This window comes from Pantoea sp. MBD-2R, from assembly GCF_039134845.1.
Taxonomy (GTDB): domain Bacteria; phylum Pseudomonadota; class Gammaproteobacteria; order Enterobacterales; family Enterobacteriaceae; genus Erwinia.
This window is the reverse complement of record NZ_CP152417.1, coordinates 1,203,255-1,228,649: the sequence shown is the minus strand read 5'-3', so window position 1 is coordinate 1,228,649 and position 25,395 is coordinate 1,203,255. Positions and strand designations below refer to the sequence as shown.

General features: G+C 55.4%; 22 protein-coding genes and 1 other annotated feature. Of the genes, 10 read left to right on the top strand and 12 right to left on the bottom strand.

What is annotated here, in order from left to right:
- Positions 1–49: 49 nt before the first annotated feature.
- Together ybbP and ybbA are read right to left on the bottom strand one after the other, a co-directional pair.
- Positions 50–2,467 carry a putative ABC transporter permease subunit YbbP gene (gene ybbP / locus AAGQ96_RS05620; protein WP_147195900.1) on the bottom strand — a complete coding sequence of 806 codons (2,418 nt, stop codon included), beginning with the start codon at positions 2,465–2,467 and terminating at the stop codon, positions 50–52.
- Positions 2,464–3,150, bottom strand: coding sequence for a putative ABC transporter ATP-binding protein YbbA (gene ybbA / locus AAGQ96_RS05615; protein ID WP_147195898.1), 687 nt, complete (start codon positions 3,148–3,150; stop codon positions 2,464–2,466). The genes ybbP and ybbA overlap by 4 nt, the downstream gene beginning before the upstream one ends.
- Here ybbA and tesA point away from each other — a divergent pair.
- From tesA to AAGQ96_RS05590, 5 genes are read left to right on the top strand one after another with little or no spacing between them, the layout of a single operon-like run.
- Entirely contained in the window at positions 3,121–3,768 is a 648-nt protein-coding gene (gene tesA / locus AAGQ96_RS05610; RefSeq protein WP_147195895.1) for a multifunctional acyl-CoA thioesterase I/protease I/lysophospholipase L1, read from the top strand. The genes ybbA and tesA overlap by 30 nt on opposite strands.
- Positions 3,769–3,772: 4 nt before the next feature.
- Positions 3,773–4,570, top strand: a complete 798-nt coding sequence (locus tag AAGQ96_RS05605; RefSeq protein ID WP_147195893.1) for an SDR family oxidoreductase — start codon at positions 3,773–3,775, stop codon at positions 4,568–4,570.
- Between the two features lie 53 nt (positions 4,571–4,623).
- On the top strand, positions 4,624–5,481 hold the full coding sequence (locus AAGQ96_RS05600) for a co-chaperone YbbN (protein WP_147195891.1): 858 nt from the start codon (positions 4,624–4,626) through the stop codon (positions 5,479–5,481).
- Positions 5,482–5,536: 55 nt separating this feature from the next.
- Entirely contained in the window at positions 5,537–6,448 is a 912-nt protein-coding gene (locus AAGQ96_RS05595) for an SPFH domain-containing protein (RefSeq protein ID WP_147195889.1), read from the top strand.
- Positions 6,448–6,903, top strand: a complete 456-nt coding sequence (locus AAGQ96_RS05590) for an NfeD family protein (protein ID WP_147195887.1) — start codon at positions 6,448–6,450, stop codon at positions 6,901–6,903. Before AAGQ96_RS05595 ends, AAGQ96_RS05590 begins: the two co-directional genes overlap by 1 nt.
- Positions 6,904–6,945: 42 nt before the next feature.
- On the opposite strand, the gene cueR is transcribed toward AAGQ96_RS05590, so the two are convergent.
- Positions 6,946–7,356, bottom strand: a complete 411-nt coding sequence (cueR, locus tag AAGQ96_RS05585; protein ID WP_147195885.1) for a Cu(I)-responsive transcriptional regulator — start codon at positions 7,354–7,356, stop codon at positions 6,946–6,948.
- 143 nt (positions 7,357–7,499) lie between these two features.
- Here cueR and copA point away from each other — a divergent pair, with 143 nt between their 5' ends.
- The 3 genes from copA to ybaK all read left to right on the top strand — a co-directional run bounded on the left by copA (position 7,500) and on the right by ybaK (position 11,531).
- Positions 7,500–9,998, top strand: coding sequence for a copper-exporting P-type ATPase CopA (copA, locus tag AAGQ96_RS05580; RefSeq protein ID WP_342755040.1), 2,499 nt, complete (start codon positions 7,500–7,502; stop codon positions 9,996–9,998).
- Between the two features lie 71 nt (positions 9,999–10,069).
- Positions 10,070–10,870 carry a TraB/GumN family protein gene (locus AAGQ96_RS05575; RefSeq protein ID WP_342755039.1) on the top strand — a complete coding sequence of 267 codons (801 nt, stop codon included), beginning with the start codon at positions 10,070–10,072 and terminating at the stop codon, positions 10,868–10,870.
- A 181-nt stretch (positions 10,871–11,051) separates the two neighbouring features.
- Positions 11,052–11,531 (top strand): Cys-tRNA(Pro)/Cys-tRNA(Cys) deacylase YbaK, encoded by a 480-nt coding sequence (ybaK, locus tag AAGQ96_RS05570; protein WP_147195879.1) that lies wholly within the window; start codon positions 11,052–11,054, stop codon positions 11,529–11,531.
- A gap of 13 nt (positions 11,532–11,544) precedes the next feature.
- Here ybaK and AAGQ96_RS05565 read toward each other — a convergent pair whose 3' ends face one another.
- Positions 11,545–12,414: a LysR family transcriptional regulator gene (locus tag AAGQ96_RS05565; protein ID WP_342755038.1), complete on the bottom strand. Its 870-nt coding sequence runs from the start codon at positions 12,412–12,414 to the stop codon at positions 11,545–11,547.
- Between the two features lie 86 nt (positions 12,415–12,500).
- Between AAGQ96_RS05565 and AAGQ96_RS05560 the strand changes: the two genes are divergently transcribed.
- On the top strand, positions 12,501–12,944 hold the full coding sequence (locus tag AAGQ96_RS05560; RefSeq protein ID WP_342755037.1) for a multidrug/biocide efflux PACE transporter: 444 nt from the start codon (positions 12,501–12,503) through the stop codon (positions 12,942–12,944).
- Positions 12,945–12,980: 36 nt separating this feature from the next.
- Here the strand turns inward: AAGQ96_RS05560 and ushA are convergent, their stop codons facing one another.
- The gene (gene ushA, locus AAGQ96_RS05555; RefSeq protein ID WP_342755526.1) at positions 12,981–14,693 is read right to left on the bottom strand and encodes a bifunctional UDP-sugar hydrolase/5'-nucleotidase UshA; all 1,713 of its coding nucleotides are present in this window, start codon (positions 14,691–14,693) and stop codon (positions 12,981–12,983) included.
- A gap of 434 nt (positions 14,694–15,127) precedes the next feature.
- Here ushA and ybaL point away from each other — a divergent pair, with 434 nt between their 5' ends.
- Positions 15,128–16,810: a YbaL family putative K(+) efflux transporter gene (gene ybaL, locus AAGQ96_RS05550; protein WP_342755036.1), complete on the top strand. Its 1,683-nt coding sequence runs from the start codon at positions 15,128–15,130 to the stop codon at positions 16,808–16,810.
- Positions 16,811–16,828: 18 nt separating this feature from the next.
- Here the strand turns inward: ybaL and AAGQ96_RS05545 are convergent, their stop codons facing one another.
- From AAGQ96_RS05545 to dnaX, 7 genes are all read right to left on the bottom strand, one after another.
- Entirely contained in the window at positions 16,829–18,133 is a 1,305-nt protein-coding gene (locus AAGQ96_RS05545) for an inosine/guanosine kinase (protein WP_147195871.1), read from the bottom strand.
- 77 nt (positions 18,134–18,210) lie between these two features.
- Positions 18,211–19,173, bottom strand: coding sequence for a ferrochelatase (gene hemH, locus AAGQ96_RS05540; RefSeq protein ID WP_342755035.1), 963 nt, complete (start codon positions 19,171–19,173; stop codon positions 18,211–18,213).
- Positions 19,174–19,288: 115 nt separating this feature from the next.
- Positions 19,289–19,933: an adenylate kinase gene (gene adk / locus AAGQ96_RS05535; protein WP_147195867.1), complete on the bottom strand. Its 645-nt coding sequence runs from the start codon at positions 19,931–19,933 to the stop codon at positions 19,289–19,291.
- 499 nt (positions 19,934–20,432) lie between these two features.
- Positions 20,433–22,307, bottom strand: a complete 1,875-nt coding sequence (gene htpG / locus AAGQ96_RS05530; protein WP_342755034.1) for a molecular chaperone HtpG — start codon at positions 22,305–22,307, stop codon at positions 20,433–20,435.
- A 95-nt stretch (positions 22,308–22,402) separates the two neighbouring features.
- Positions 22,403–23,008, bottom strand: a complete 606-nt coding sequence (gene recR / locus AAGQ96_RS05525; protein ID WP_147195863.1) for a recombination mediator RecR — start codon at positions 23,006–23,008, stop codon at positions 22,403–22,405.
- Positions 23,008–23,337, bottom strand: a complete 330-nt coding sequence (locus AAGQ96_RS05520) for a YbaB/EbfC family nucleoid-associated protein (protein ID WP_147195861.1) — start codon at positions 23,335–23,337, stop codon at positions 23,008–23,010. Before AAGQ96_RS05520 ends, recR begins: the two co-directional genes overlap by 1 nt.
- Before the next feature lie 42 nt (positions 23,338–23,379).
- Positions 23,380–25,296, bottom strand: coding sequence for a DNA polymerase III subunit gamma/tau (gene dnaX / locus AAGQ96_RS05515; protein ID WP_342755033.1), 1,917 nt, complete (start codon positions 25,294–25,296; stop codon positions 23,380–23,382).
- Positions 23,974–24,035: a sequence feature (DnaX frameshifting element), on the bottom strand. It overlaps the preceding gene by 62 nt.
- Positions 25,297–25,395: the final 99 nt, after the last annotated feature.

Below are 25,395 nucleotides of genomic sequence, written 5' to 3'. Positions count from 1 at the left end.
CATCACCGAAAAAAGCCAATGATAAAGGCCGGCGTAACCGGCCTTTATTCTACGCTGCGTTATAGCCCCGAAACAATGCATTTCCTTTCAGTAACCGGATCCCTAACCAGCCACCACAAAGGGAAAGTAGCACCGCACCCGTTATTGGCAGAATAATCCATAACAAATAATCCGGCTGCCAGGGGAAATCAAAAACTTTCGTCTGTAATCCCCATAATGCCGCTTCTGCGCCTGTAGCAGCCGCAATGCCTGAAACCGCTCCCAAAAGCGCAAATTCGCACCATAGCGTTCCCCGCAACAGCTTTTTACTGGCGCCAAGCGTTCTGTAAACCACCAGCTCCTGTCTGCGCTGGCGCATCCCGACCTGAATCTGCGCCAGCAGCAGCAGGACGCCACAGGCGGTGACCAGCACGACCATAATTTCCAGCGCCTGACTGACCTGGGTCAGTACCTGCCCTATTTGCTGTAAAATGCTGCCAATATCCAGCAGGCTGAGCGTCGGAAACTGACGATTTAACTGCGCCAGCAGCGCGCTATTGTTATCCACGCGAAAACTGGTCAGCCAGGTTTGCGGCTGATCGTCCAGCGCACCAGGTGGAAAAATAAAGAAAAAGTTTGGCTTCAGGCTTTCCCAGTCTACTTTTCTCAAACTGGTGATGGTGGCGGAAAACGCCTGCGTATCACCAGTAAAGGTCAGCGTATCGCCGAGACCCACGCCTAACCGCCCCGCCAGCGCCTCTTCCATAGAGACCTCTCCTTTTGCCGGTGGCCAGTGTCCCGCCGTCAGCGGATTATGGTCGGGCAACTGCGCAAGCGAAGTCAGGTTGAGTTCACGGTTGAGCGCGTTATCCTGCGAGGGATCTGCCGGTTGATGATTGATACTGGTCAGACGGACTCTGGCAACAGGATAAAACGTTTGTGGCGTAACCTGGTGCTGTTGCAGGAAGGATTGCACCTCCGGCACCTGATCGTGGGTAAGGTTGAGCAGAAAATAGTTAGGGCTGTCCGGCGGCAGCTGCTGCTGCCAGCGATCCAGCAGATCGCCGCGCATCACCAGCAGCAACGCCAGCAGCATAAAGGATAAGGAAAAGGCCGACAGCTGGCTGAGCGTCGTCCAGGGCTGGCGCAGCAGCCGGTTGACCGCCAGCCGGAAAGCCAGATGGCGCACGCGCAGCCGACGTAACAGCAGCAATCCACCCCAGCCAATACCTGAAAGCAGCAATGACAGCAGCACAATGCCGCCAATCAGCGCCCAGAGCAGTTTACTTCCCCCGACCAGCAGCGCGAGCAGCACGACGACCACCAGCGCCATCGCGGGCAGGTAGTACTTCAGCGGCCAGACATTCGCCACCACATCGCGTCGCAGCACGCGTAAAGGCTGAGTTGCCAACAGCAGACGGTAAGGCCGCAGACCTATCAATAGCGAAATAACAAACAGCGAGCCGATAGCCCAAACCCACGGCCATCCGCTGGCTGCCGGCAGCTCACCCGGCAAGACGGGTTTGAGCATTTGCAGCAATATTTCCTCGAATCCTTTACCGATAATGCCGCCGCATATCGCAGCCAGCAGCAGCACCGCCAGCCACTGGCCAACAATCAGCTTACGGAGCGCCGCGCGGTTAGCTCCCAGCGTCTTCAGCACGGCGACCAAATCGTAGCGGCTTCGACAGTAATGGCTCATGGCTACCGCAACAGCCGCAATTGCCAGCATCAGCGTCAACAGCGCCGACAGCAGCAGGAACTGCTGGGCACGCTGCATCGATTTCCCCAGCGCATCTTCAGCGTTATCCACGCTAATCCAGCGCTGATCGGGCTTGATTTGCGCCGTAATAAAGCGGTCATAGCGCGCCAGCTGCTCTGGCGTTCCGGCAAATTTATAGCGCCAGGTCAGACGGCTGCCCGGTTGAATAGCGCCGGTCTTCGCGACATCCGCAAGGTTCATCAGCAGGCGCGGTGCGGTCTGAAAAGGATTAAAACCCGCGTCCGGCTCCTGAATGACCGATCCTGAAATACGCAGCGTGGTATCACCGACGTCCAGATCTGCGCCAGCCTTGAGGTTAAGCAAAGCCAGCAGGCGCGGAGCGGCCAGCACGGTTCCGGCAGCGGGCTTTAATCCGGCAGGCTCGGTCGCCAGCTCGCCAAACATCGGGTAGCGATCGTCAACCGCCTTTACCGAAGCCAGCTGGGGCGTGTCACCGGCAAAAGTCATGGTCATAAACGTGAGTTGACGGCCAACTTGCAGGCCGTCTCGCCGGGCTTCATCCAGCCACGCCTCTGGCACTTCACGCGAGCTTTGCAGCGTTCTGTCTCCCGCCATATAGTCGCGGCTTTGCTGTGTCAGCCCTTTTTCCATGCGGTCGCTCAGCGAACCAAGTGCAAGCACGCAGGCGACCGCCAGCGTCAGCGCCAGCCAGACAATCAGCAGCGAAGGCGATTTCCACTCTCGCCAGAACCAGCGCCAGATCATGCTTCCTCCCACAATTTACCGTCCCTAACCCGTAACCGCCGATCACAGCGGGCCGCCAGCTGCTCATCATGCGTAACCAGTATCAGCGTGGTGGCAAAGTCACGGTTAAGGGAAAACAGCAGATCGACAATACGCTCGCCGGTTTTACGATCGAGATTGCCGGTAGGTTCATCTGCAAACAGCAACGCAGGCCGACCGCTAAACGCTCTTGCCAGCGCAACTCGCTGCTGCTCCCCCCCGGAAAGCTGAGAAGGTAAATGGCCGAGACGCCCGGCGAGGCCAAGCTGGGTAAGCAGGTTTTTCGCCTGCTCCCGGCTTTGGCTGTCGCTCTCTCCTCGTAACAAGGCCGGCAGCTGGACGTTTTCCAGCGCGTTGAGCGTGGGCACCAGCATAAAAGACTGAAAAACGAAGCCGACGCTTTTCGCCCGCAGTTCGGCCCGCTGTTCCTCGTTCATCTGGTGCAGCGGCTTGCCCAGCAGAAACACCTCCCCTTCGCTACCGTCATCCAGCCCGGCGAGGATCCCTAACAGCGTTGACTTACCAGAACCCGATTCACCAATCAGCGCGATGGTCTCCGCCGGTTTGACAACCAGCTCAACTCCGGTAAGGATGGAAAGCTGATGCTCACCCTGACCTACGGACTTATTAAGACGATGAACTGCAAGAATGTTTTCCGCTGGCATTACCTTGTCCTGTTATTTTTGGCGCTGATCGCGAAAGCGACGGCGGCAGATAAATTGCTGGTGCTTGGTGACAGCCTCAGCGCGGGTTACAGAATGTCTGCAACCGCGGCATGGCCTGCCTTACTTAATGAAAAATGGCAAAATTCTCCAGATGTTATTAACGGTAGCATAAGCGGCGATACTGCAACGCAGGGATTGGCTCGCCTGCCGGCACTGCTTAAAACGCATCAACCGCGTTGGGTACTGATTGAACTGGGCGGAAACGATGGCCTGCGCGGCTTTCCCCCCCAGAAACTTGAGCAGGATCTGCAACAGATCATCAAACTGATCAAAGCGGCCAACGCGCAGCCGCTGCTGATGCAGATTCGTATTCCCGCCAACTATGGCCGTCGGTATACTGAAGCGTTTAGCGCTATTTATCCCAAACTCGCAGAAACCAATGCTATTCCATTGGTGCCTTTTTTCATGGAGCAGGTTTATCTGAAGCCGGAATGGATGCAGCAGGACGGGATCCATCCCAATCCCGCTGCCCAGCCGTTTATTGCCGCGCTGATGGCCAGGGAACTGGCACCCCTCGTTAACCATGGTCAATCGGCTTTGAAGACGGCGGACAGGTAAAGTTATGCAAAAAATAGTTGTTATCACTGGCTGCTCCAGCGGCATTGGTCTGGTCGCCGCTAACGACCTGTTGCGCCGGGGCTATCATATTTTCGCCGCCTGCCGGAAACCGGACGATGTACAGCGGATGGCGCAGCTGGGATTCACCGGTATTGAGCTGGACCTGAACGACAGCGAGAGCGTGGAGCGTGCCGCCGCGCGGATCGTTGAGCTGAGCGGCAACCGCATCTATGCCTTATTCAATAACGGCGGCTACGGTGTATATGGCCCGTTATCCGCCATTTCGCGTCAGCAGATGGAGCAGCAATTTGCCACCAATCTGTTCGGTACACATCAGTTAACGATGCTGTTACTGCCTGCTCTGCGAGCCAGTGGCGAAGCGCGAATTGTGAATACCAGCTCCGTTATGGGCTTGGTCTCCACGCCAGGGCGAGGCGCCTATGCGGCCAGTAAATATGCGCTGGAAGCCTGGTCTGATGCGCTGCGTATGGAGCTGCACGGCAGCGGTATTCGCGTCAGCCTGATTGAGCCGGGTCCGATTAAAACCCGCTTCACTGAAAACGTAAACCAGACTCAACAGGATAAGCCGGTAGAAAATCCCGGCATTGCGGCCCGGTTTACGCTACCACCCGAAGCCATTTTACCTAAGCTACGGCATGCGCTGGAAAGCCGTCATCCGCGCCTGCGCTATCCTGTGACGCTTGTCGCACATGCACTGAGCATTCTGCGACGTTTATTACCTGGCTGGATGATGGATCGCATTTTGCGCGGTAAACAGGCGGATAACAGCAATAAACCTTGAAGCCTGGCGGTCCGCCCCAATAGAGTAAGAAACCCTGAAAAAGAGACGAATTCATGTCACCACAAGCTGCCATTGTCACCATTAACGAAACCAATCTGCACCAGACGCTTGAGCAGTCGATGCAGATCCCGGTCCTGTTTTATTTCTGGTCAGCACGCAGCCAGCACTGTCAGGAACTGACGCCGCTGCTCGAGCGTCTGGCACAGGAGTATGCCGGTCAGTTCATTCTGGCAGAGCTGGACTGCGACGCAGAACCTGCCGTGGCCCAGCAGTTCGGCCTGCGCTCCATCCCTACCGTTTATCTGTTCCAGAATGGTCAGCCAGTCGATGGCTTCCAGGGCCCGCAGCCGGAAGAAGCGGTACGCGCCCTGCTGCATAAGGTACTGCCAAAAGAAGAAGAGTTAAAAGCGCAGCAGGGAATGGCGCTGATGCAGGAAGGCAACGTGCTGGAAGCGCTGCCGCTGCTAAAAGAGGCCTGGCAGCTCAGCAACCAGGAGAGCGAAATCGGCTTTCTGCTGGCGGAAGCGCTGATTAAGCTCAATCGCAGCGATGAGGCTCAGGCAGTGCTGGACGTGGTGCCGTTGCAGGATAAAGATACCCGTTATCAGGGGCTGATTGCGCAAATCGACCTGCTGAAACAGGCTGCCGACACGCCAGAAATTCAGCAACTGCAACAGCAAATTGCTGCGGAACCCGACAATGCCGAACTGGCCACTAAACTGGCGCTTCAGCTACATCAGGTTGGGCGCAATGAAGAGGCGCTGGAGCTGCTGTTCAGTTATTTGAAAAAAGATTTAGGTGCGGCAGAGGGTCAGGCGCGTAAAATCCTCCAGGAGATTTTAGCGGCACTGGGGACGGGCGATGCACTGGCGGCAAAATACCGCAGGCAGCTCTACTCGCTGCTCTACTAATTCAAGCGATACGGGCCGAATGAATCGGCCCGATGAGTAACAATCCGGAGGTTATATGATAGTGATTCCCGTTATTATTCTTCTCGCGCTGGTCGTCGTCTGGTCCGGCATAAAAATCGTCCCTCAGGGCTATCAGTGGACGGTGGAGCGCTTTGGTCGCTACACCAAAACCTTGCAGCCTGGCCTTAATCTTCTGGTGCCGTTTATGGATCGTGTCGGTCGTAAGATCAATATGATGGAGCAGGTGCTGGATATCCCATCGCAGGAAATCATTTCTAAAGATAACGCCAGCGTCACTATTGATGCCGTCTGTTTTATTCAGGTTGTCGATTCGCCACGGGCCGCTTATGAAGTCAGTAATCTTGAACTGGCTATCGTCAATCTGACCATGACCAATATGCGTACGGTGTTGGGTTCGATGGAGCTGGACGAAATGCTGTCGCAGCGTGACAACATCAATACCCGGCTGCTGCGTATTGTTGATGAAGCGACCAATCCCTGGGGCGTGAAAATTACCCGAATTGAAATCCGCGACGTAAGGCCTCCGGCGGAGCTAATCGCTTCAATGAATGCACAGATGAAAGCGGAGCGAACCAAACGCGCCGACATCCTTGAAGCGGAAGGGGTGCGCCAGGCGGCGATACTGCGTGCAGAAGGGGAAAAGCAGTCGCAGATCCTGAAAGCGGAAGGTGAACGGCAGTCTGCCTTCTTACAGGCAGAGGCGCGAGAAAGAAGTGCTGAAGCCGAAGCTCAGGCCACCAAAATGGTTTCTGAAGCGATTGCTGCTGGCGATATTCAGGCGATTAACTATTTCGTGGCGCAAAAATATACCGATGCTTTGCAACAGATTGGAACCTCCAGCAACAGCAAGATGGTGATGATGCCGCTGGACGCTTCCAGCCTGCTCGGATCAATTGCCGGTATTTCTGAGCTGCTGAACGAAACCAAAAAAGATCGGGGCGCATAATGCTGAGCGAACTGTTGGCAACGCCTTCCTGGCTGTGGCTGACGCTCGGCGGCCTGCTGCTGGCGGCTGAAATGCTGGGTGCCAGTGGCTATCTGCTCTGGAGCGGCGTCTCGGCGCTGTTGGTTAGCCTGTTGGTCTGGCTGGTGCCCTTATCATGGGAATGGCAGGGTATCGCCTTCGCGCTGTTAACGGTTCTCTCCGCGATAGGATGGTATTACTGGCTGAAAAACCGCGACCGCAGCTATCCGCCCTCTTCCCTTAACCAGCGCGGCAACCAGTTAATTGGCCGTCAGTTAACGCTGGAAGAAGCGCTGGTCGACAGAATTGGGCATGTGCGGATCGGCGACAGCAGCTGGCGGGTTGAGGCCAGCGAAAACTTTCCGGCAGGAACCCTGGTGACGGTCATCGCGGTTGAAGGCATTACGCTGCTTGTTGCCAGACGGGCAGCAGAGTAGCAAGGGTAAGAGATACCTTGCGCTCGTGCAGCGTAAGGTATCTCAAACGCCGCTTTTGCTGCGGCAGCAACCCGACAGATTATCAATAATCGGGCATTCGGCGCTGTCGTCGCCCGGGCAACTGTCGGCAAGCGCCAGCAAACGTTCACGCATCAGGTTCAGCTCGCTGATATGCGTCTCAATCTCAGCGACTTTGCTTAGCGTTCGTGCTTTTACATCGGCGCTGTGGCGCTGCGGATTGTTAAACAGAGAAACCAGCTCGCGGCACTCTTCCAGGTTAAAGCCAACCTGCCGCGCCTGCCGCAGAAACGTTAGTTCTTCCAGATGCTTTGTCGTATACGCGCGATAGCCGTTCTCGCTGCGCATGGGGGCAGTCATCAGCCCTTTTTCTTCGTAAAAGCGAATAGCTTTGCTGGTCAGCCCGGTTTTTCTCGCCACGTCGCTGATATTCATTTTTGTCCCCGCTGCAAGCCTTTGGGAAATCTTAGCACTGTATCAGGCTGCGCAGGCCAATAACTTGACCTTCCCCTTGAGGGAAGGTTTATCCTTGATTACGGTTACAAAAGCCTGCGGGTTAACGCGAAACAGGAGCATTTATGTCACAAACTACGTTACTGGCGCTGGAAGGACTCTCCTGCGGCCACTGTGTGAAACGAGTTAAGGAAGCGCTGGAACAACGTGCTGATGTTGAAAAGGCTGATGTTTCAATTAGCGAAGCGCGTATTAGCGGCAGCGCCAGCCCTGACGATCTGATTGCTGCCGTTGAGCAGGCAGGATATCAGGCCCAGCTTGCGCAGGACAACGCTCGCCCAAAGCCTGAACCGCTGGCAGCTCAGCCGGAAGCGCTGACAGCGGAACCTGAAGGGCTTCCGGCACAGGAAAGCGAGAGCTTTCACCTGCTGATTGACGGTATGAGCTGCGCAAGCTGCGTAAACCGTGTGCAGAGCGCCCTGCAACAGGTGCAGGGCGTCAGTCAGGCACGCGTCAATCTGGCGGAACGCAGCGCGCTGGTGCTGGGTGAAGCCACGCCAGATGCGCTGATCCAGGCCGTAAAAGAGGCGGGTTATGATGCCGAAATTATTGAGGACGATACCGAGCGGCGTGAAAAACAGCAGCAAACGGCGGATAAGGCGATGCGCCGCTTTCGCTGGCAGGCCGCCGTCGCGCTGACGCTCGGCATCCCGCTGATGTTGTGGGGCATGATCGGCGACAACATGATGCTTACCGTCGCCAACCGCAGCGGCTGGCTGGTCGCAGGCGCGCTGACGCTGCTGGTGATGATCGTCGCAGGCGGCCACTTTTATCGCAGCGCCTGGCGTAGCCTGCTTAACCGCAGCGCGACCATGGACACGCTGGTGGCGCTCGGGACGGCTGCCGCCTGGCTCTACTCCATCACCGTCAACCTTTGGCCAGACGCTTTCCCGCATGAAGCCCGTCACCTTTATTACGAAGCCAGCGCGATGATTATCGGGCTGATCAATCTGGGGCATATGCTTGAGCAGCGTGCACGTCAGCGCTCATCGCAGGCGCTGGAGCGTTTGCTGGATCTCACGCCGCCAACGGCACGAGTAGTAACAGAACATGGCGAACAGGTCGTTGAACTGAGTAACGTGCAGACCGGCATGACGCTACGGCTGACAACCGGCGATCGCGTCCCGGTGGATGGTGTGATTACGCAAGGTGAAGCCTGGCTGGATGAAGCCATGCTGACCGGGGAAGCGCTGCCGCAGCAAAAAAGCAGCGGTGATAAAATTCATGCCGGAACCATGATGCAGGACGGCAGCGTACTGTTTTCCGCCAGCGCCGTCGGTAAAAATACCACGCTGTCGCGCATTATTAATCTGGTACGCCAGGCGCAGAGCAGTAAACCGGAAATTGGCCAGCTGGCGGATAAGATTTCGGCGGTATTTGTCCCCAGCGTGGTTGCTATCGCCCTCCTGAGCGCGGCAATCTGGTATGTATTTGGCCCTGCGCCGCAAATTGTTTATACCCTGGTGATTGCCACTACCGTGCTGATTATCGCCTGCCCCTGCGCGCTGGGTCTGGCTACGCCCATGTCGATCATTGCTGGCGTAGGTCGTGCCGCCGAGTTTGGCGTGCTGATACGCGATGCCGATGCCCTGCAACGCGCCAGTACGCTCTCTACGCTGGTTTTCGATAAAACAGGTACGCTGACCGAAGGCAAACCGAAAGTGGTGGCTATTACGTTGTTTAACGGAGCGCAAGAGCAGCAGGTTTTAACATGGGCCGCCGCGCTGGAACAGGGTTCCCACCATCCACTGGCTCGGGCAATTATCGAACGTGCGGATGCTGCCCGGGTTGAGGTATCCGGTTTTCGTACGCTGTCGGGCCAGGGCGTCAGCGGCACCGCCGACGGCAGAGAATTGTTATTGGGTAACAGCACCCTGATGGCGCAGCAACAGATCCCGCTTACCGATGCGCAAGACCAGATTGCCGCTCAGGCAAAACAAGGTATAACGCCCGTTCTGTTAGCCGTCGATGGCAAAATTCAGGCGATGTTTTCTATACGCGATCCCTTGCGAAGCGAGAGTGTCGCCACGCTGCAACGTCTGCGAACAATGGGCTATCAGGTAGTCATGCTGACCGGTGATAATCCGGTGACCGCGCAGGCTATTGCACAAGAAGCGGGTATGGATAACGTTATCGCAGGCGTGCTGCCAGAGGGCAAAGCTGAAGCCATACGCAAACTTCAGCAGCAGGGACATCAGGTTGCGATGATCGGTGATGGTATTAACGATGCGCCAGCGCTCGCCCAGGCTGACGTGGGTATTGCGATGGGCGGCGGCAGCGATGTGGCGATCGAAACGGCAGGCATTACCCTGATGCGTCACGATCTGCATGCGTTAGTCGACGCGCTGGCTATCGCAAAAGCAACGTTAAGAAACATGAAGCAGAATCTGCTGGGTGCCTTTATCTATAACGTATGCGGCATCCCCATTGCCGCGGGCATACTCTACCCGCTAACGGGTACGCTGCTCAGCCCGGTAGTTGCCGGCGCCGCGATGGCACTCTCTTCCATTACCGTGGTCAGCAATGCCAATCGTTTAATTCGCTACCGGCCGCCGCGGGCGTAGCGTAACCCGGTTCTCATCTGTTCTTCAGTCCGCTAAACCGTTAGCATGGGGTGATAACAGATGAGGAGCCTATGGGAAAATTATTGCGTGAGATGGCGGCTCTGTGGCGAAAACTGTCGCCGGTGCGCTATGCCTATCCGGCGCAGGATGTCGCCCTCGGCCACAGTCAGCTGCATCTGGTTGGGAGTATCCATATGGGCACGCAAACAATGATGCCGCTGCCCGCAGCATTACAGGCAAAGCTGGCGCATGCTGATGCCCTGATTGTGGAAGCCGATATCACCTCCGGCGCCTCTCCTTTCAGCGAAAGCGAGATTTGCCTGCCGCTGGCGGAACGGCTCACCGCTGAAGAACTGTTCCAGCTGCGGCGGCTATGCCATGAAGTTGGCATTGATCCTGAGGTCATTGACCTGCTACCAGCATGGCAAATTGCGCTCATGCTTCAGGCGCAGCAGGCGCAACGCCTGGGACTGCGCGCGGATTACGGCATTGATTTTCAGCTATTACAAGCCGCGCGGGCACAGCAGAAGCGAATCATCGAACTGGAAGGGCCGGAAACTCAGCTGGCGCTGCTGAAGGCGTTGCCGGAAAACGGTCTGTCGCTGTTGCAGGATACCCTGAAGCACTGGCATACCAACGCCAGGCTGCTACAGACGATGATTGGCTGGTGGCTGGAGACGCCGCCCGGCAACAATAAAACCGTGCTGCCCGGCACGTTCAATAACGCATTGAATGATGTACTGATGCTGCAACGCAACCAGCGCTGGAGCGAGACGTTAAGCGAGTTACCGCCAGGGGATTACGTGGTGGCCGTGGGTGCACTGCATCTGTATGGCGAAGGCAATTTACCCGCTTTACTGAAAAAAAGCTGAAAAAAAAGGCCAATATCGCTATCAGCCCGTCAATGAGGAATTTTTTATGATTTTAGTTAGCCGTCAGCAATCGGGTTGCTAACGGGGCGATGATTGTCGCTCAAAGCCTGAATTTTCGCCAGTACTTTTCTTCATCAACCCCGGTTATTTACCGTTCACTTTTTGCAGAAGGATCGCTTTTATGACCCCAGCAGTAAAACTCCTCGAGAAACAAAAGGTCAGCTTTCAGCTTCATGCTTATACGCACGACAGCAGCGACACCCATTTTGGCGATGAGGCGGTGCGTAAGCTCAATCTGGATGCGAATCGGGTCTATAAAACGCTGCTGGTCGCGCTTAACGGTGACAATAAAATGCTGGCGGTGGCGGTGACGCCGGTTGCCGGACAGCTGGATTTAAAACATGTTGCCAAAGCTTTTGGCGCAAAGAAAGTTGAGATGGCCGATCCGCAAATCGCCCAGCGTACGACCGGCTACCTGTTAGGCGGCATTAGCCCGCTGGGGCAAAAAAAGCGTTTGCCCACCGTGGTCGACAAGCCCGCCCAGGATTTTCCCACTATTTTTGTCTCGGGTGGCCGTCGGGGGTTGGAAATTGAACTGTCACCGCAGGATCTGGCGCAGCAGCTCGGCGCTGTATTTGCAGATATTTCGCGGCGAGATTAACCCACCCGCGATTTTAGTCGTTGGTTTGCATTAGCAGCTGATCGACCATCCAGCGCCCCGCCGGCCCCGGCGGTGTATGCCGGGACCAGGCCGCATCGACGGAAATTTTTTGCGGCCAGCCGCTGACCGGCAGCTCACGCAGCACCTGATGACCGAACTGCTGTACCAGCCAGCGCGGTAAAATAGACCAGCCAAAGCCCTGTTCGGCCATTTCCAGCAGCAACAGATAAGAAGGCGCTGACCAGACGCCCTTTCCTGGCGGGTAACGCCCCTTTTCAATCCAGGTATTGAGGCTGAGCTGCCGCACGGTTTTCAGTTCGGCTTCGTCAACCCGTGGCTGCTGTGCCAGGAAATGATCCTGATGCAGATAGATCGCCATTTGCACCTCAACCTGCAATCGTGAGGTCGCGATCTCAGCAGGATAGCCAGACTGAACGCGGATTACGCCAATATGTGCCCTCCCCGCCTGAAGCAGTTCGATCACATCCGCATCTTCGGCGATCATGCATTCAAATTCGATCTGCGGATAGCGGGCAGCAAATCGCTTCAGTAGAGATTCGTGATAGTCCGCCTGCCAGAAATCGGAAATGGCCATGCTCAGACAAGGCTCGACTTCCCCTGCCAAACGCACAGCCAGTTCGTCCAGCTGCGCACTGGCCGCCAGGATCTCTCTGACCTGCGCCAGCGCCCGCCTGCCATTTTCCGTTAATACAGGAGAACGCGCCTCCCGGTTAAATAAGGTGAAACCAAGATCGGTTTCCAGGTTGGCGACGGCGGTGCTGATTGTGGACTGACTTTTTCGCAGCACGCGTGCCGCGGCGGAAAAAGAGCCGCATTCCACTGTCTGTACAAACGCCAGCAAAGATTCGGGAGAATAACGCACAGAAGTATCGCTTTTTTAGATGGGTTCTCACTTTATCTTATCAAACCAGGCCGGGAAAATAGCAGCTTATTAATTGAGGAGCTGTTATGCATACCCGCACGTTGAAAGAACGTATTTTCCATGCCGTAGGCTTTGAAGCGTTGGCAATTCTGCTGGTCTCGCCTCTTGCTGCCTGGGTGATGGCGAAGCCGCTGTTTCAGATGGGCACGCTGGCCATTATGCTTTCTACCGTGGCGATGATCTGGAACGTGATTTACAACGCAGGCTTTGACCGCCTGTTCCCCCGCTCCGACATCCCTCGTAGATTGCCACTGCGCATTGTTCACGCGTTAGGTTTTGAAGGTGGTTTTATCGGCATTGGCTTACCGATTGCCGCCGGGATGCTGGCCGTTTCACTGTGGCAGGCTTTTTTAGTGGAAGTGGGTTTCTTCCTGTTTTTCCTGCCTTATACCGTCGCCTATAACTGGATCTGGGATACGCTGCGTGAGAAATGGCTGCGCCGCAAAGCCTGTGAGCTTAATGCACGATAGAAAAAACACCGCCAGCAAGGCGGTGTTTTTGTTCTGCTAGCGCATAGCCGTTTCCATTTTGACCATGCGCCATATTTTATGCAGCGTCGACGGCTCAGATTCTTCCGCCGTTTTTTGCTGCCCGACCGGCGTTTGTTGGTAAATGATTTCACCTTTTGGCGCATAAGCGGCAGCATCGAGCGGCGAATGTTTCTGAATGTACTGTTTCAATACCTCAGCATCCACAAAACCGGTATTCACATAGCCCGGTAGCTGATTCACCGTTGGATAGCCGTCGCCTCCCAACGCGTTAAAACTCAGCGTCGCCATACGGTAAGTCTTCCCGGGCTGTAGCGGTTCGCCTTTGATTTTAATTTCACTGACGCCTTTACCGTCGGCTGTCAGGCTGACATTGGCAAATTGTGCATAAGCGCCCGAATCCACCTGCTTGTTCGCCACAACCGCCAGGTACTCCGCTACCTCGCTGCCTTTCATATCGACATAGGTCAACGTATTACCGAACGGCTGAACTTTCAGCACGTCTTTATAGGTAATTTTCCCGGCTTCAATGGAGTCGCGCACGCCGCCGCCGCTCATCACCGCAAAATCGGCGCCAGCCCGCTCTATCTGCGCGCTAAGGATCAGCCGCGCCAGGTTGGTTTGTACAAAACGAACCTTGCTACGATCGCCTTCCAAATGTCCGTTAACGCTGCCGATATTAATCCCAAGCTGCGCTTCACCTTTTTTCTGGAAAGGCGTGAGCAATTTCATCATCGCCGGGTTTTTGGCAATTTCCTGCGTGTAATTCACCCAGCTGCTGCTGCCGTCGGCATTAGCGATCTTATGACGTAAGTTTATTGGCACCAGCTCGTAATGTTGCAGCGTCAGTTTACCGTTCAGGAAAGTGAAGTCCGCACGGCCAATATATTTACCCCACTCGTGCGCCTGCACTATCCAGGTTCCATTCTGTTGGTCTGGCTGGCAAGGCGTTCCCGGCACGTAATCCACCTGTTTAACGTTTTCTTTCGCCATACAGACCGGATCCTGCGAGTGGCCGCCCACGATCATATCCAGATAGCCAGCGGGCAATTCACGCGCCATTTCTACATCGCCTGGCGCATTTGAACCATGGTTGCCGTTGTCATAATGCCCCATATGGGTGGCGGCGATGACCACGTCGGGTTTCTCTTTCTGCCGCAGTTCTTCCACCACCGCTTTCGCTTCCGTCGCCGGTTTATGGAAAACGATATCGTTAAAGTATTCCGGATTGCCGATTTTTGCCGTGTCGTCGGTGGTCAAACCAATGACCGCGATTTTCAACCCCATGCGGTTGAACAGCGCATAGGGTTGAAACAGGCGTTTGCCGGTGCTTTTCTGGTAAATATTGGCGGAAAGCAGCGGGAATTTAGCCCATTTTTGCTGCTGCCGAAGAACAGATAACGGATTATCAAACTCATGATTGCCGATTGCCATGGCATCGTAACCAATCAGGTTCATGCCGCGAAAGTCAGGCTCGGCATCCTGTAAGTCTGATTCAGGTACGCCAGTATTAATGTCGCCGCCCGAGAGGATCAGTACTGCGCCGCCGTGAGCCTGCACGTCATAACGGATCTGGTCCATCATGGTTTTTTGCGCGGCCAGGCCATATTCATCACGATCGTTCTGCCAAAAGCGTCCATGGTGATCGTTGGTGTGTAACACAGTGAATTTATAGACTCGGTCTTTAACCCATGCCTGCGCCATCAGAGGGGTGCTGAGCAATGCCAGCATTAATATCAGCGATTTTTTCTTCACTTTAAGCACGTTGAATCTCCTTGTTTGGCGCCATTGGGCGAGGGTCAAATTTACTACAGGCCAGCCGAATAGCAAGCGGGCTGTTGTTACCCGGCGAGGGTAAGGTAATAAGGAATAGATGCAGGTTAAAATCAGGCTTAGCTATGATTTTTATATCTTGCGGCCCTAATTGCCTGTGGTAAGCGCATAAATCACAGCAATGTAACAAAGATAATTGCAATCACTAAGCTGATATCTCTGCAATAAATCAACATGGAAAAGCGATAACTCACAGAAATCTCGCTTACGTCTCATTTTAAGCCATGACCTCTTTTTTTTTACTATTCCATCCCAATATTTCAGGCGAACCCGTTAATTATGCCATACACTTAAAACTTACAACCGGACACATTTACACACAGGAGAGAGGCATGCATCATACTACCCCGCTTATCACCACCGTTGTTGGCGGTCTTGTTCTCGCTTTTTTCCTTGGCATGCTCGCTCATAAGCTGCGTATCTCTCCCCTGGTCGGTTATCTTCTTGCTGGCGTGCTGGCTGGCCCTTTTACTCCCGGTTTTGTGGCCGACACGAACCTTGCTCCTGAACTGGCGGAATTAGGGGTAATTCTGCTGATGTTCGGCGTGGGCCTGCATTTTTCACTGAAGGATTTGATGGCCGTGAAGGCTATTGCGATCCCCGGCGCGGTCGCACAGATTGCCGCCGCCACGTTGTTAGGAACCGGGCTTGCGCTGGCTATGGGCTGGCCGTGGCTAAACGGACTGGTGTTCGGGCTTTGTCTCTCTACCGCCAGCACCGTGGTCTTGCTACGTGCGTTAGAAGAACGCCAGCTGATTGACAGCCAGCGCGGTCAGATAGCGATTGGCTGGCTGATTGTGGAAGATTTGGTGATGGTATTAGCGCTGGTCCTGTTGCCTGCCATTGCGGGTATGTTCGAAGAAGGCAATGCCAGCGTCAGTATGCTGCTGTGGGATCTGCTGCTGACCATTGGCAAAGTGGTGGCCTTTATGGTGCTGATGATGGTGGTAGGCCGTCGTGCAGTGCCGTGGATTCTGGCACGCAGCGCCGCGACCGGCTCCCGTGAACTGTTTACGCTTGCCGTTCTGGCATTGGCGCTGGGCATCGCCTTTGGCGCGGTGGAATTCTTTGACGTTTCATTTGCGCTGGGCGCGTTCTTTGCCGGCATGGTGCTGAACGAATCGGAACTCAGCCATCGTGCCGCACATGACACGCTGCCGTTACGAGACGCCTTTGCAGTGCTGTTTTTTGTGTCGGTCGGCATGCTGTTCGACCCGATGATCCTGCTTGATAAGCCGCTGGCCGTGCTGGGGGTACTGGCAATTATCGTGTTGGGTAAATCACTTGCCGCACTGCTGCTGGTGCTGCTGTTTGGTCATTCGCGGCGTACCGCGCTGACAATTTCCGTTAGTCTCGCGCAGATTGGTGAGTTCGCCTTTATCCTGGCGGGCTTGGGCATCTCCCTTAATCTGCTGTCCAACGAGGGGCGTAATCTGGTGCTGGCCGGTGCGATCCTGTCGATTATGCTTAACCCGATTCTTTTTGCGTTGCTGCAACGCTATCTCGACAAGACCGAAACCATCGACGATCAAACCGTAGAAGAAGCGATGGAAGAAGAAAAACAGATCCCGGTAGAGCTCTGTAATCATGCGATCGTGGTCGGATTTGGCCGTGTTGGCAGCCTGCTGGGACGCAATTTAATCGAAAGCGGCGTTCCAGTCGTTGTGGTAGAAAACAGCCGTTCACGCGTGGAAGCGCTAAGAGAGCAAGGCATCAGCGCGGTGTTAGGCAATGCCGCCCGTGCGGATACCATGGATCTGGCACGTCTCGACTGCGCGCGCTGGCTGCTGCTGACCATTCCGAATGGTTATGAGGCGGGTGAAATTGTCACCGCCGCCAGGGAAAAGCGCCCTACCATCGACATTATTGCCCGCGCTCATCACGACGATGAAGTGAACTACATTATTGAGCGCGGGGCAAACCGGGTGGTGATGGGCGAGCGTGAAATTGCTAACAGCATGCTTACTCTGATGCAGACCGATCTGCACGCAGCGCCGCAGGCGAGTCCGCTTTAGACCAAAGCGGACTTGCTGCTATCTTTCCCAGTATGACTCTTCCAGGCTGTCTTCACGCTCTGGCAGGCCTCGCGTCAAACGCGGCGAGTGCTGGTTGAGAACCTGATAACTCACGCGGTTAGCATATTTGCAAACCTGAGCCAGTGAAGAGTAGGTCAGATAGTTACGACCGTGCTTGCTGGAATTAGGCACGTTCTGGCGATGGTAATCGTTGGCAGTAATATCATGCAGCACAGCAGCCAGCGCACCATCGCCTGCGCCGTTGGTGTTCATAATCTTCTCCGGCCCGCCCATATAAGGCGCGATATGCGAGAAAATACGTAGCGGCTGCTGACAATCCTGATGACGCATCGCGCGACTGAATTCGTACTGGTTGAATTCCGGGATTGCGCCTGGCAACAGCGGATGCTGCGTTTTGCGTTTACCCTCTTCTTCGGTGAAGCCGGCCATGTACAAGCCGTTCGGTCCCGCCGTACACAGAACTAAATCCACCCAGTCCAGCGCCATATTCGCCGCCTGCAACGGGTCGCTCAGGCCGGTAAGCGCTTCGCCCTCTTCCTCGTTCATCGCCACGATTGACACGTGATCGCGCAGGAAATCCCGCCAAAACTGCGGATTGTCGCCAATCACATATTTGGTACCAAGCGTCAACACTACCGGAACATTGTGCTTTTTCGCCCAGGTAATTGCCTGCATCGTGGCATCAGCAATCGGCTCGCCGGGCTTACAGCGGATCAGGTAAGAAGTCAGCAACAGTGCAGACGCACCGGCGATCACCTCTTCCGGGATGGCTTCTTTGGTCAGCAGGTTCATCATGCCTGGGCTGATCGCAAAGGTACGCTCGCCATGTTCACCAATTAGCGTAAAGCAACGGCCAATCGCGCCATCCACGCCATGCAGATAGTTAAGATCGGTACGGCTGGAGGTGTTGCACAGATAGCGATAGGCATAGCTGCCAATCTGCACATTCCGACACATCACGCCCAGCAGCACCGACCGGTCATCGGCCAGCACCGAGTAGTTGTGCAGCGTATTGCCGATGGTGCCGCCAGCAAACTGATGAGTAATCAAATTGTTCTTCGTCAGCTCATCATATAAAGCTTCGGCAACGTCATCCTCAATCACCAGCGAATGTCCGGCGCTCAGGCCGTAGCGAGCGATAAACGCATCATCCACCTTCGCTTCAATATCAACCATGGTCTGGTCGATGCCAGCAATCCAACTGGTTGCCGTTTCGCTTTCTGGCTGTGCCTGCTGCAGCAGCGGATCGCGAGCGCTGACGGGAAAATAGTGTTTGGATTTGCGTTTGCCGGGAAATTTCATGTTGCTGACTTCAGGAAGGGGAACAGGCGGGGAATGATAACAGGGATGTGGCTGACTGCCCACATCCCTGAATGCGGTTATCCGCGCTGGCTGTTGACCAGCTCCACCATCATGTCGATGTGTAAGGCATCGTCATTCAGGGCAGGAATATATTCAAACCTGGTACCGCCAGCGTGCATGAAGATCTCGCCGTTCTCCTCGCTAATCTCTTCCAGCGTTTCCAGACAGTCGGCAGAGAACCCCGGGCTCATCACCTGCACATGCTTAATGCCTTTCGCCGGCAGCGATTTCATCGTCTCGTCGGTATAGGGCATCAGCCACGGCTCACGACCGAAACGCGACTGGAACGTCAGCATCGCATTCTGGCTGGTCAGTCCCATTGCCGCCATCAGCGCATCAGCGGTATCGCGGCAGCGCAGTGGATAGTCATCGCCTTCATTGGCGAAGCGCTGAGGAATACCGTGGAAGGACATAACCAGCAGATCGGGCTTGCCGTGTTTAGCAAACGAACGTTCCACAGAGTCTTTCAGTGCGGCGATATAGGCCGGATGCTCTGCGTAATCACGAATAAACTGTACTGATGGCAGGCTGCGATAACCGGCGAAAACCTCGGTGATGCCATCCCATACCGCTGCAACGGTCGAGCAGGAAAACTGCGGATAGAGAGGCAGTACGATCAGCCGCGTGACGCCCTGCGCCATCAGGCTGTCGAGCGCGCTTTTCAGGCTGGGATTGCCGTAGCTCATGCCCAGCTCAACCGGCATATCCAGTCGGGCAGCCAGCGCGTTGCGCTGACGTTTGCTGTAAACCATCAGCGGTGAACCTTCGTCCATCCACACTGACGCGTACAGTTTAGCGACCCGCGGTGAGCGAATCGGCAGGATTGCACCATTCAAAATCGGCCACCACAACCAGCGTGGTGTATCCACGACGCGTTTATCGCCAAGGAACTGTTTCAGGTAGCGTTTAACAGCAGGCGTGGTTGGCGCGTCAGGTGTCCCAAGGTTCACCAGCAGTACGCCAGGTTTATCTTGCCTCATTGTTATTCCTTCTCTGGGCATTTCAGGTGATGAAAACGAGACTTATTCTAGCGGAAAATCGGGGAGGGGAAACCAATTGCTGTAGTAGGGCCAGGTTTAGCTGGCCCTGCGGGACTTAACCGAAGATTTTTTCCAGCTCGGCGCTGACTTCAGACACTTTACGGGTGCCGTCAATTTTGTGGTAAGCGGTGTTACCGGCTTCCGCTTCTTTGCTGTAGTAAGCAATCAGCGGCGCGGTCATCTGATGATATTCTACCAGGCGCTTACGCACGGTCTCTTCCTGATCGTCTTTACGCGTGGTCAGCTCTTCGCCGGTCACATCATCTTTGCCTTCCACTTTCGGTGGATTGAATTTTACGTGATAAACGCGGCCAGATGGCGCATGAACACGACGACCCACGATGCGGTCGATAATCAGCTCGTCCGGTACGGCGAACTCCAGCACGTTATCAATTTTGATACCGGCTTCCTTCATGGCATCAGCCTGAGGAATAGTGCGCGGGAAACCGTCCAGCAGGAAACCGTTACGGCAATCTTCCTGCGCGATACGCTCTTTTACCAGCGCGATAACCAGCTCGTCAGTCACCAGCTTACCGGCATCCATCAACTCTTTCGCCTGCTTGCCCAGCTCGCTGCCAGCTTTTACCGCTGCACGCAGCATGTCGCCCGTAGAGATCTGCGGAATACCGTATTTCTCCATAATGAACTGAGCCTGAGTTCCTTTACCTGCACCCGGTGCACCGAGCAGAATAATACGCATTGCGTAAATCCCCTTGCGAATCGCTTAAATGATCAAGTTATGTAGGGCAAGAACATACCATCATGGCCCTTTATCCACAAGGAACCCGGCGGTTAACCTGCTGCCCCACGGCATGCCGTAGACGCTCGACAGCGAGCATAAAGCCGCTGTCCGATTATCGTTACCACAATCAGTGCGCCGATGATAACCGACTGAATAGAAAGTTTTTAATCCAAAAAATTCGTCCTCTACCGCGAGGCAGACGCGGTCACTCATCGCAGAAAAAGAGCAGGATTGGCGGGCAAGACGTAACGGATTGATAATGCGATGAAACTCAGGGCGTGCCGCATGATTGCCGTCGCCCGGGTCACTTAGCCGCCATACCGGCTGAAAGTGAGCGTTTTCAGACTATGTGCTACATAAGCGTCATTCATCAGGACGCCAGCTTTCGCGACGCTGGTAGCGAGAGATGACAAAGGGAGCAAAATGCTCCCTTTGTCGATTGAACCTGCGTTAGCGATTAAGCCAGCAGCAGCTGGTTCATCCGACGGATAAACTGGTTAGGATCTTCCAGCGTGCCGCGTTCAGCAAACATCGCCTGATCCAGCAGCAGCTCAACCCACTCAGCAAAGCGAGCCTCGTCGGTTGTGTCCGCTACGCGTTTAACCAGCGCATGGTCAGGGTTCAGCTCAAACAGGTATTTCACTTCCGGCACGTCCTGGCCCGCTGCCGCAAACAGCTTCGCCATTTGGGTGCTCATGTCGTTCGCTTCCGTGGTGACAATGGCTGGCGTATCGGTCAGGCGATGCGTCAGACGCACTTCCTTCACGCGGTCGCCCAGCAATGTTTTCACGCGTTCAACAAACGGCTCCAGTGCCTTTTCGGCTTCCTTCTGCTCTTCGCTTTCTTCGTCGGCCAGCTTGCTCAGCGCTTCATCCGCCTTGCTGACAGACTGGAAGGTTTTGCCGTCAAACTCGGTCAGGTAGCTCATCATCCATTCGTCGATGCGGTCGGAAAGCAGCAGCACTTCAATGCCTTTCTTGCGGAACAGTTCCAGGTGCGGGCTGCTCTTCGCGGCGGCATAGCTGTCGGCAGTGATGTAGTAAATTTTCTCCTGCCCTTCCACCATGCGGCTGACGTAATCTTCCAGTGAAACGGTCTGCGCCGACCCTTCGCTGCTGGTGGAGGCAAAGCGCAGCAGTTTAGCAATGGTCTCTTTATTAGCGCTGTCTTCTGCCGGGCCTTCTTTCAGCACCAAACCGAACTGCTGCCAGAATTTCTGATACTGCTCTTCGTCATCCTTCGCCACTTTTTCCAGCATCTGCAATGCGCGTTTGCTCAATGCGTTACGCAGATTCTGAGTGATGCGGCTGTCCTGCAAGATCTCACGGGACACGTTCAGCGGCAGATCGCTGGAATCGATCAGGCCCCGGACAAAACGCAGGTAGTTCGGCATGAACTGCTCGGCATCATCCATAATAAACACGCGCTGCACGTACAGCTTCAGGCCGTGCTTATGATCGCGGTTCCACATGTCCCATGGCGCCTGAGACGGGATGTACAGCAGGCTGGTGTACTCCTGCTTACCTTCCACACGGTTGTGGCTCCAGGTCAGCGGATCGGCAAAATCATGGGAAACGTGCTTGTAGAATTCTTTATATTCTTCGTCGCTGATGTCAGCTTTATTACGCGTCCACAGCGCCTGTGCTTTGTTGATCTTTTCCCAATTTTTGCTGTCGTCTTCTTCATTGTGTTCTTCAATTTCGACAGGCAGGGCAATGTGATCGGAGTATTTGCTGATGATGCTGCGCACGCGCCAGGCATCCAGGAACTCATCTTCGCCTTCGCGCAGATGCAGGGTGATTTCGGTGCCGCGATCCTCTTTGGTGATATCGGCAATGGTGTATTCGCCTTCACCCATGGATTCCCAGAACACGCCTTCGTCAGCGCTGGCCCCCGCTGCACGAGTACGCACGGAAACGTTGTCCGCCACGATGAACGCAGAATAGAAACCGACGCCGAACTGACCGATCAGCTGGCTGTCTTTCGCCTGATCGGATCCCAGTGATTCCAGGAACGATTTGGTGCCCGACTTGGCAATGGTGCCCAGATTTTCAATGACTTCGTCTCGCGTCATCCCGATACCGTTATCGCTCAGCGTCAGGGTGCGATTTTCCTTATCAACAGAAACCCGTACGCGCAGATCGCCGTCGCCCTGATACAGATCCGGCGAAGACAGCGCGCGGAAGCGCAGCTTATCAGCAGCATCGGAAGCGTTGGAAATCAGTTCGCGCAGGAAAATTTCTTTATTTGAATAGAGGGAATGGATCATCAGGTGCAGAAGCTGTTTTACCTCTGACTGGAAGCCACGCGTCTCTTGTCCTTTCATGGTCATTGCTACCTCAACTAAACAGGGGGTTTACGTTGAGAGTAAGATGGGGATGCCTGCGGAGATTTCAAGACGGCACGACGGATCGTGCCGTTGACTGACTAAAATATAATCTTGTGACGCCCGGCCAGAGAGTGCGACAGCGTGGTGCCATCGACCATTTCCAGCTCACCGCCAACCGGCACGCCGTGCGCAATGCGGCTGGCGTCAACGCCATATTGCCCGCACAGCTCGGCGATATAGTTGGCCGTTGCCTCTCCTTCCACCGTTGGATTGGTCGCCAGGATCACTTCCTGAATCGTTTCCTTTTCCAGCCGTTGTTCCAGCCGGTCCAGGCCGATGTCAGCAGGACCAATACCGTCCAGCGGCGAAAGGTGGCCCATCAGCACAAAGTAGCGACCGGCAAACTGCCCGGTTTGCTCAATAGCGTGAATATCAGCCGGGCTTTCAACCACGCAGATCAGGCCGGTCTGCTGCCGACGTGGATTGGCGCAGATGGTGCAGATTTCCTGCTCGGTAAAGGTCCGGCAGTCTGCACAGTGCCCAATCTCAGACATGGCGCGAGTCAGTGCCTGAGCCAGGCGCATTCCACCGCTGCGATCGCGCTGTAACAGCTGAAACGCCATGCGCTGCGCCGACTTCGGCCCAACGCCCGGCAAACAGCGCAGCGACTCCATCAGGCTTTCAAGGAGCGGGCTGGTCTGCATCAGAACGGCATCTTGAAGCCAGGTGGCAGCTGCATGCCGTTAGACACGCCAGCCATCTTCTCTTTCTGCGCTTCCGCTACGCGGCGAGCTGCGTCGTTAAACGCGGCAGCAACCAGATCTTCCAGCATGTCTTTGTCATCTTCCAGCAGGCTTGGATCGACTTCCACACGGCGGCAGTTGTGCGCACCGTTGATGGTAACTTTAACCAGGCCTGCGCCTGATTCACCGGTTACTTCCATGGCGGCGATCTCTTCCTGCACCTGCGCCATTTTGTCCTGCATCTGCTGGGCCTGTTTCATCAGGTTACCCAGTCCGCCTTTTCCAAACATAGTTTTCTCTCTTAAGAAGGGCCGTAGCCGTGCTACAGCGTTTCAAAGGGGGCGAATGCTCTCTTCATCCACGTCCGCATCAAAGAAGCGACGCAGTGTCTGAATATGAGTATCCGCGATTATCGACTGACGCGCCTGCGCCAGTTTCTCTTCGTAAATTTTCTGCCGCCATTCCAGCGGCGTTAGCACTGCTGGATTATCGTCTTCAATTAGCGTGAGTTCAACCGGCTGCCCCGCAGCACTGCTTAATGCTTCACTCAACACTTTCTGGGCCGACGGCGAGTTCAGGTGCCGCTGGCTGGAACGCAGATGCAGCGTCACGCCGTTTTCCGTCTGTTCTTTCCAGGCATTTAATGCCAGCTGCTGGACCAGCTTCGGCAACGTCAGCCCGGCTATTTCGCCAGCCCATTCGTCACGCAGCTGCGCTTCGCTTGCCAACTTTGCCATCAGTTCGGGGGTTTTCTCATGCTCCAGCGCCGTACGCAAGGCTTTTGGCGTGGCAACCGGTTCCGCCTTGACCTCCTGAACCTGGGCCTTCCAGCGGTAGGCCTCTTTTTTTACCGGCGCGTCAGATTCAGCGGCAGGCTGCCGCTTCTGAGCACGCTCGGTAACTGAAGCCAGCCGCTCCAGTGCCGAACTTGCCGGCCGCGCACTTTGCGCCGCCGGCTCACTCTTTTTTGGTTTGGTCGCTCCCTGCTGGCGCATTAACTGTGTTCGCGCCTGCAGAAGCTGGCTGGTGGTGTCGGGCAGATGAGCGGCAGGCTGCACCGTATGCGGCGGCGCTGAGCCTGCTGGCGGCTCGGCCGGTTTTTCCTGCACGGGCTGCGCCTGCGGCGTCATTACCGGTCGGGCGACCGGTTCGGCAATCACCTGTTTAGGATGAAAAGCCAGCGCACGCAGCAGCGTCATTTCCACGCCCATACGACGATCCGGTGCCAGCGGCAGCTCTTTTCGTCCGGTGAGCAGAGTCTGATAGTAAAGCTGCACATCAGCGGGCGGCAGAAGGCGAGCCAGCTCACGCAAGCGCTGCTCCACGATGGCAAAATCCTCGCCCAGGGCGGAAGGAAGCAGCTGGATCATCGCCACGCGGTGCAACAACGTCAGCATCTCTACCAGCAGCGCTTCCCATTCAACGCCTCTGGAGGCAGCCTGATCGAGCAACGACATGACCTGCTCGCCTTCGGCATTCACCAGCGCTTCCACCAGCGCCAGCGGCTGCTCATCATCCAGCGTGCCGAGCATGCTGTTGACCGTTGCCGTGGTTATCTGCCCCTGCCCCATGGCAATAGCCTGATCGGTCAGGCTGAGGGCATCGCGCATGCTGCCATCCGCTGCCCGGGCAAGCAGCTGTAAGGCGCGCGTTTCCGATTCTATCTGTTCTTGTTGCAGCACATGTTCCAGCTGCCCGCGGATCTGGCCCACATCCAGCGCTTTCAGATGAAACTGCAGACAACGCGAGAGGATCGTCACCGGCAGCTTCTGGGGATCGGTCGTTGCCAGCAGGAATTTGACGTGTTCCGGCGGCTCTTCCAGCGTTTTTAACAACGCATTAAAGCTGTGCCGCGAGAGCATATGAACTTCATCAATCAGGTAAACCTTAAAACGACCCCGCGCAGGCGCGTACTGCACGTTATCCAGCAGATCGCGCGTATCCTCTACTTTGGTACGTGAGGCTGCATCAATCTCGATCAGATCGACAAAGCGTCCCTGTTCGATCTCACGACAGTTATCGCATTGGCCACAGGGGGTGGCGGTGATGCCGGTTTCGCAGTTGAGTCCTTTCGCCAACAGGCGGGCAATGGTGGTCTTTCCGACACCTCGGGTGCCAGAAAAAAGATAAGCGTGATGGATGCGGCCAAGAGACAAACCGTTAGCCAGTGCGGTCAGAACATGCTCCTGACCAACAACATCAGTAAACGCTTGAGGACGCCACTTGCGGGCCAGTACCTGATAGCTCATTAATACTTCATCATTGATTTATATGGAATAATTCATCTAAACACCGTTGGATCGCGGTTTAGCCTCTTTGCAAAATACCCCGACAGTGTACCAGCACGT

Coding starts and splice junctions, on each gene's coding strand:
- ybbP (WP_147195900.1), bottom strand. CDS start 2,467: ATGATCTGGCGCTGGTTCTGGCGAGAGTGGAAATCGCCTTCGCTGCTG.
- tesA (WP_147195895.1), top strand. CDS start 3,121: ATGAACTGCAAGAATGTTTTCCGCTGGCATTACCTTGTCCTGTTATTT.
- ybbA (WP_147195898.1), bottom strand. CDS start 3,150: ATGCCAGCGGAAAACATTCTTGCAGTTCATCGTCTTAATAAGTCCGTA.
- AAGQ96_RS05605 (WP_147195893.1), top strand. CDS start 3,773: ATGCAAAAAATAGTTGTTATCACTGGCTGCTCCAGCGGCATTGGTCTG.
- AAGQ96_RS05600 (WP_147195891.1), top strand. CDS start 4,624: ATGTCACCACAAGCTGCCATTGTCACCATTAACGAAACCAATCTGCAC.
- AAGQ96_RS05595 (WP_147195889.1), top strand. CDS start 5,537: ATGATAGTGATTCCCGTTATTATTCTTCTCGCGCTGGTCGTCGTCTGG.
- AAGQ96_RS05590 (WP_147195887.1), top strand. CDS start 6,448: ATGCTGAGCGAACTGTTGGCAACGCCTTCCTGGCTGTGGCTGACGCTC.
- cueR (WP_147195885.1), bottom strand. CDS start 7,356: ATGAATATCAGCGACGTGGCGAGAAAAACCGGGCTGACCAGCAAAGCT.
- copA (WP_342755040.1), top strand. CDS start 7,500: ATGTCACAAACTACGTTACTGGCGCTGGAAGGACTCTCCTGCGGCCAC.
- AAGQ96_RS05575 (WP_342755039.1), top strand. CDS start 10,070: ATGGGAAAATTATTGCGTGAGATGGCGGCTCTGTGGCGAAAACTGTCG.
- ybaK (WP_147195879.1), top strand. CDS start 11,052: ATGACCCCAGCAGTAAAACTCCTCGAGAAACAAAAGGTCAGCTTTCAG.
- AAGQ96_RS05560 (WP_342755037.1), top strand. CDS start 12,501: ATGCATACCCGCACGTTGAAAGAACGTATTTTCCATGCCGTAGGCTTT.
- ushA (WP_342755526.1), bottom strand. CDS start 14,693: ATGCTGGCATTGCTCAGCACCCCTCTGATGGCGCAGGCATGGGTTAAA.
- ybaL (WP_342755036.1), top strand. CDS start 15,128: ATGCATCATACTACCCCGCTTATCACCACCGTTGTTGGCGGTCTTGTT.
- AAGQ96_RS05545 (WP_147195871.1), bottom strand. CDS start 18,133: ATGAAATTTCCCGGCAAACGCAAATCCAAACACTATTTTCCCGTCAGC.
- hemH (WP_342755035.1), bottom strand. CDS start 19,173: ATGAGGCAAGATAAACCTGGCGTACTGCTGGTGAACCTTGGGACACCT.
- adk (WP_147195867.1), bottom strand. CDS start 19,933: ATGCGTATTATTCTGCTCGGTGCACCGGGTGCAGGTAAAGGAACTCAG.
- htpG (WP_342755034.1), bottom strand. CDS start 22,307: ATGACCATGAAAGGACAAGAGACGCGTGGCTTCCAGTCAGAGGTAAAA.
- recR (WP_147195863.1), bottom strand. CDS start 23,008: ATGCAGACCAGCCCGCTCCTTGAAAGCCTGATGGAGTCGCTGCGCTGT.
- AAGQ96_RS05520 (WP_147195861.1), bottom strand. CDS start 23,337: ATGTTTGGAAAAGGCGGACTGGGTAACCTGATGAAACAGGCCCAGCAG.
- dnaX (WP_342755033.1), bottom strand. CDS start 25,296: ATGAGCTATCAGGTACTGGCCCGCAAGTGGCGTCCTCAAGCGTTTACT.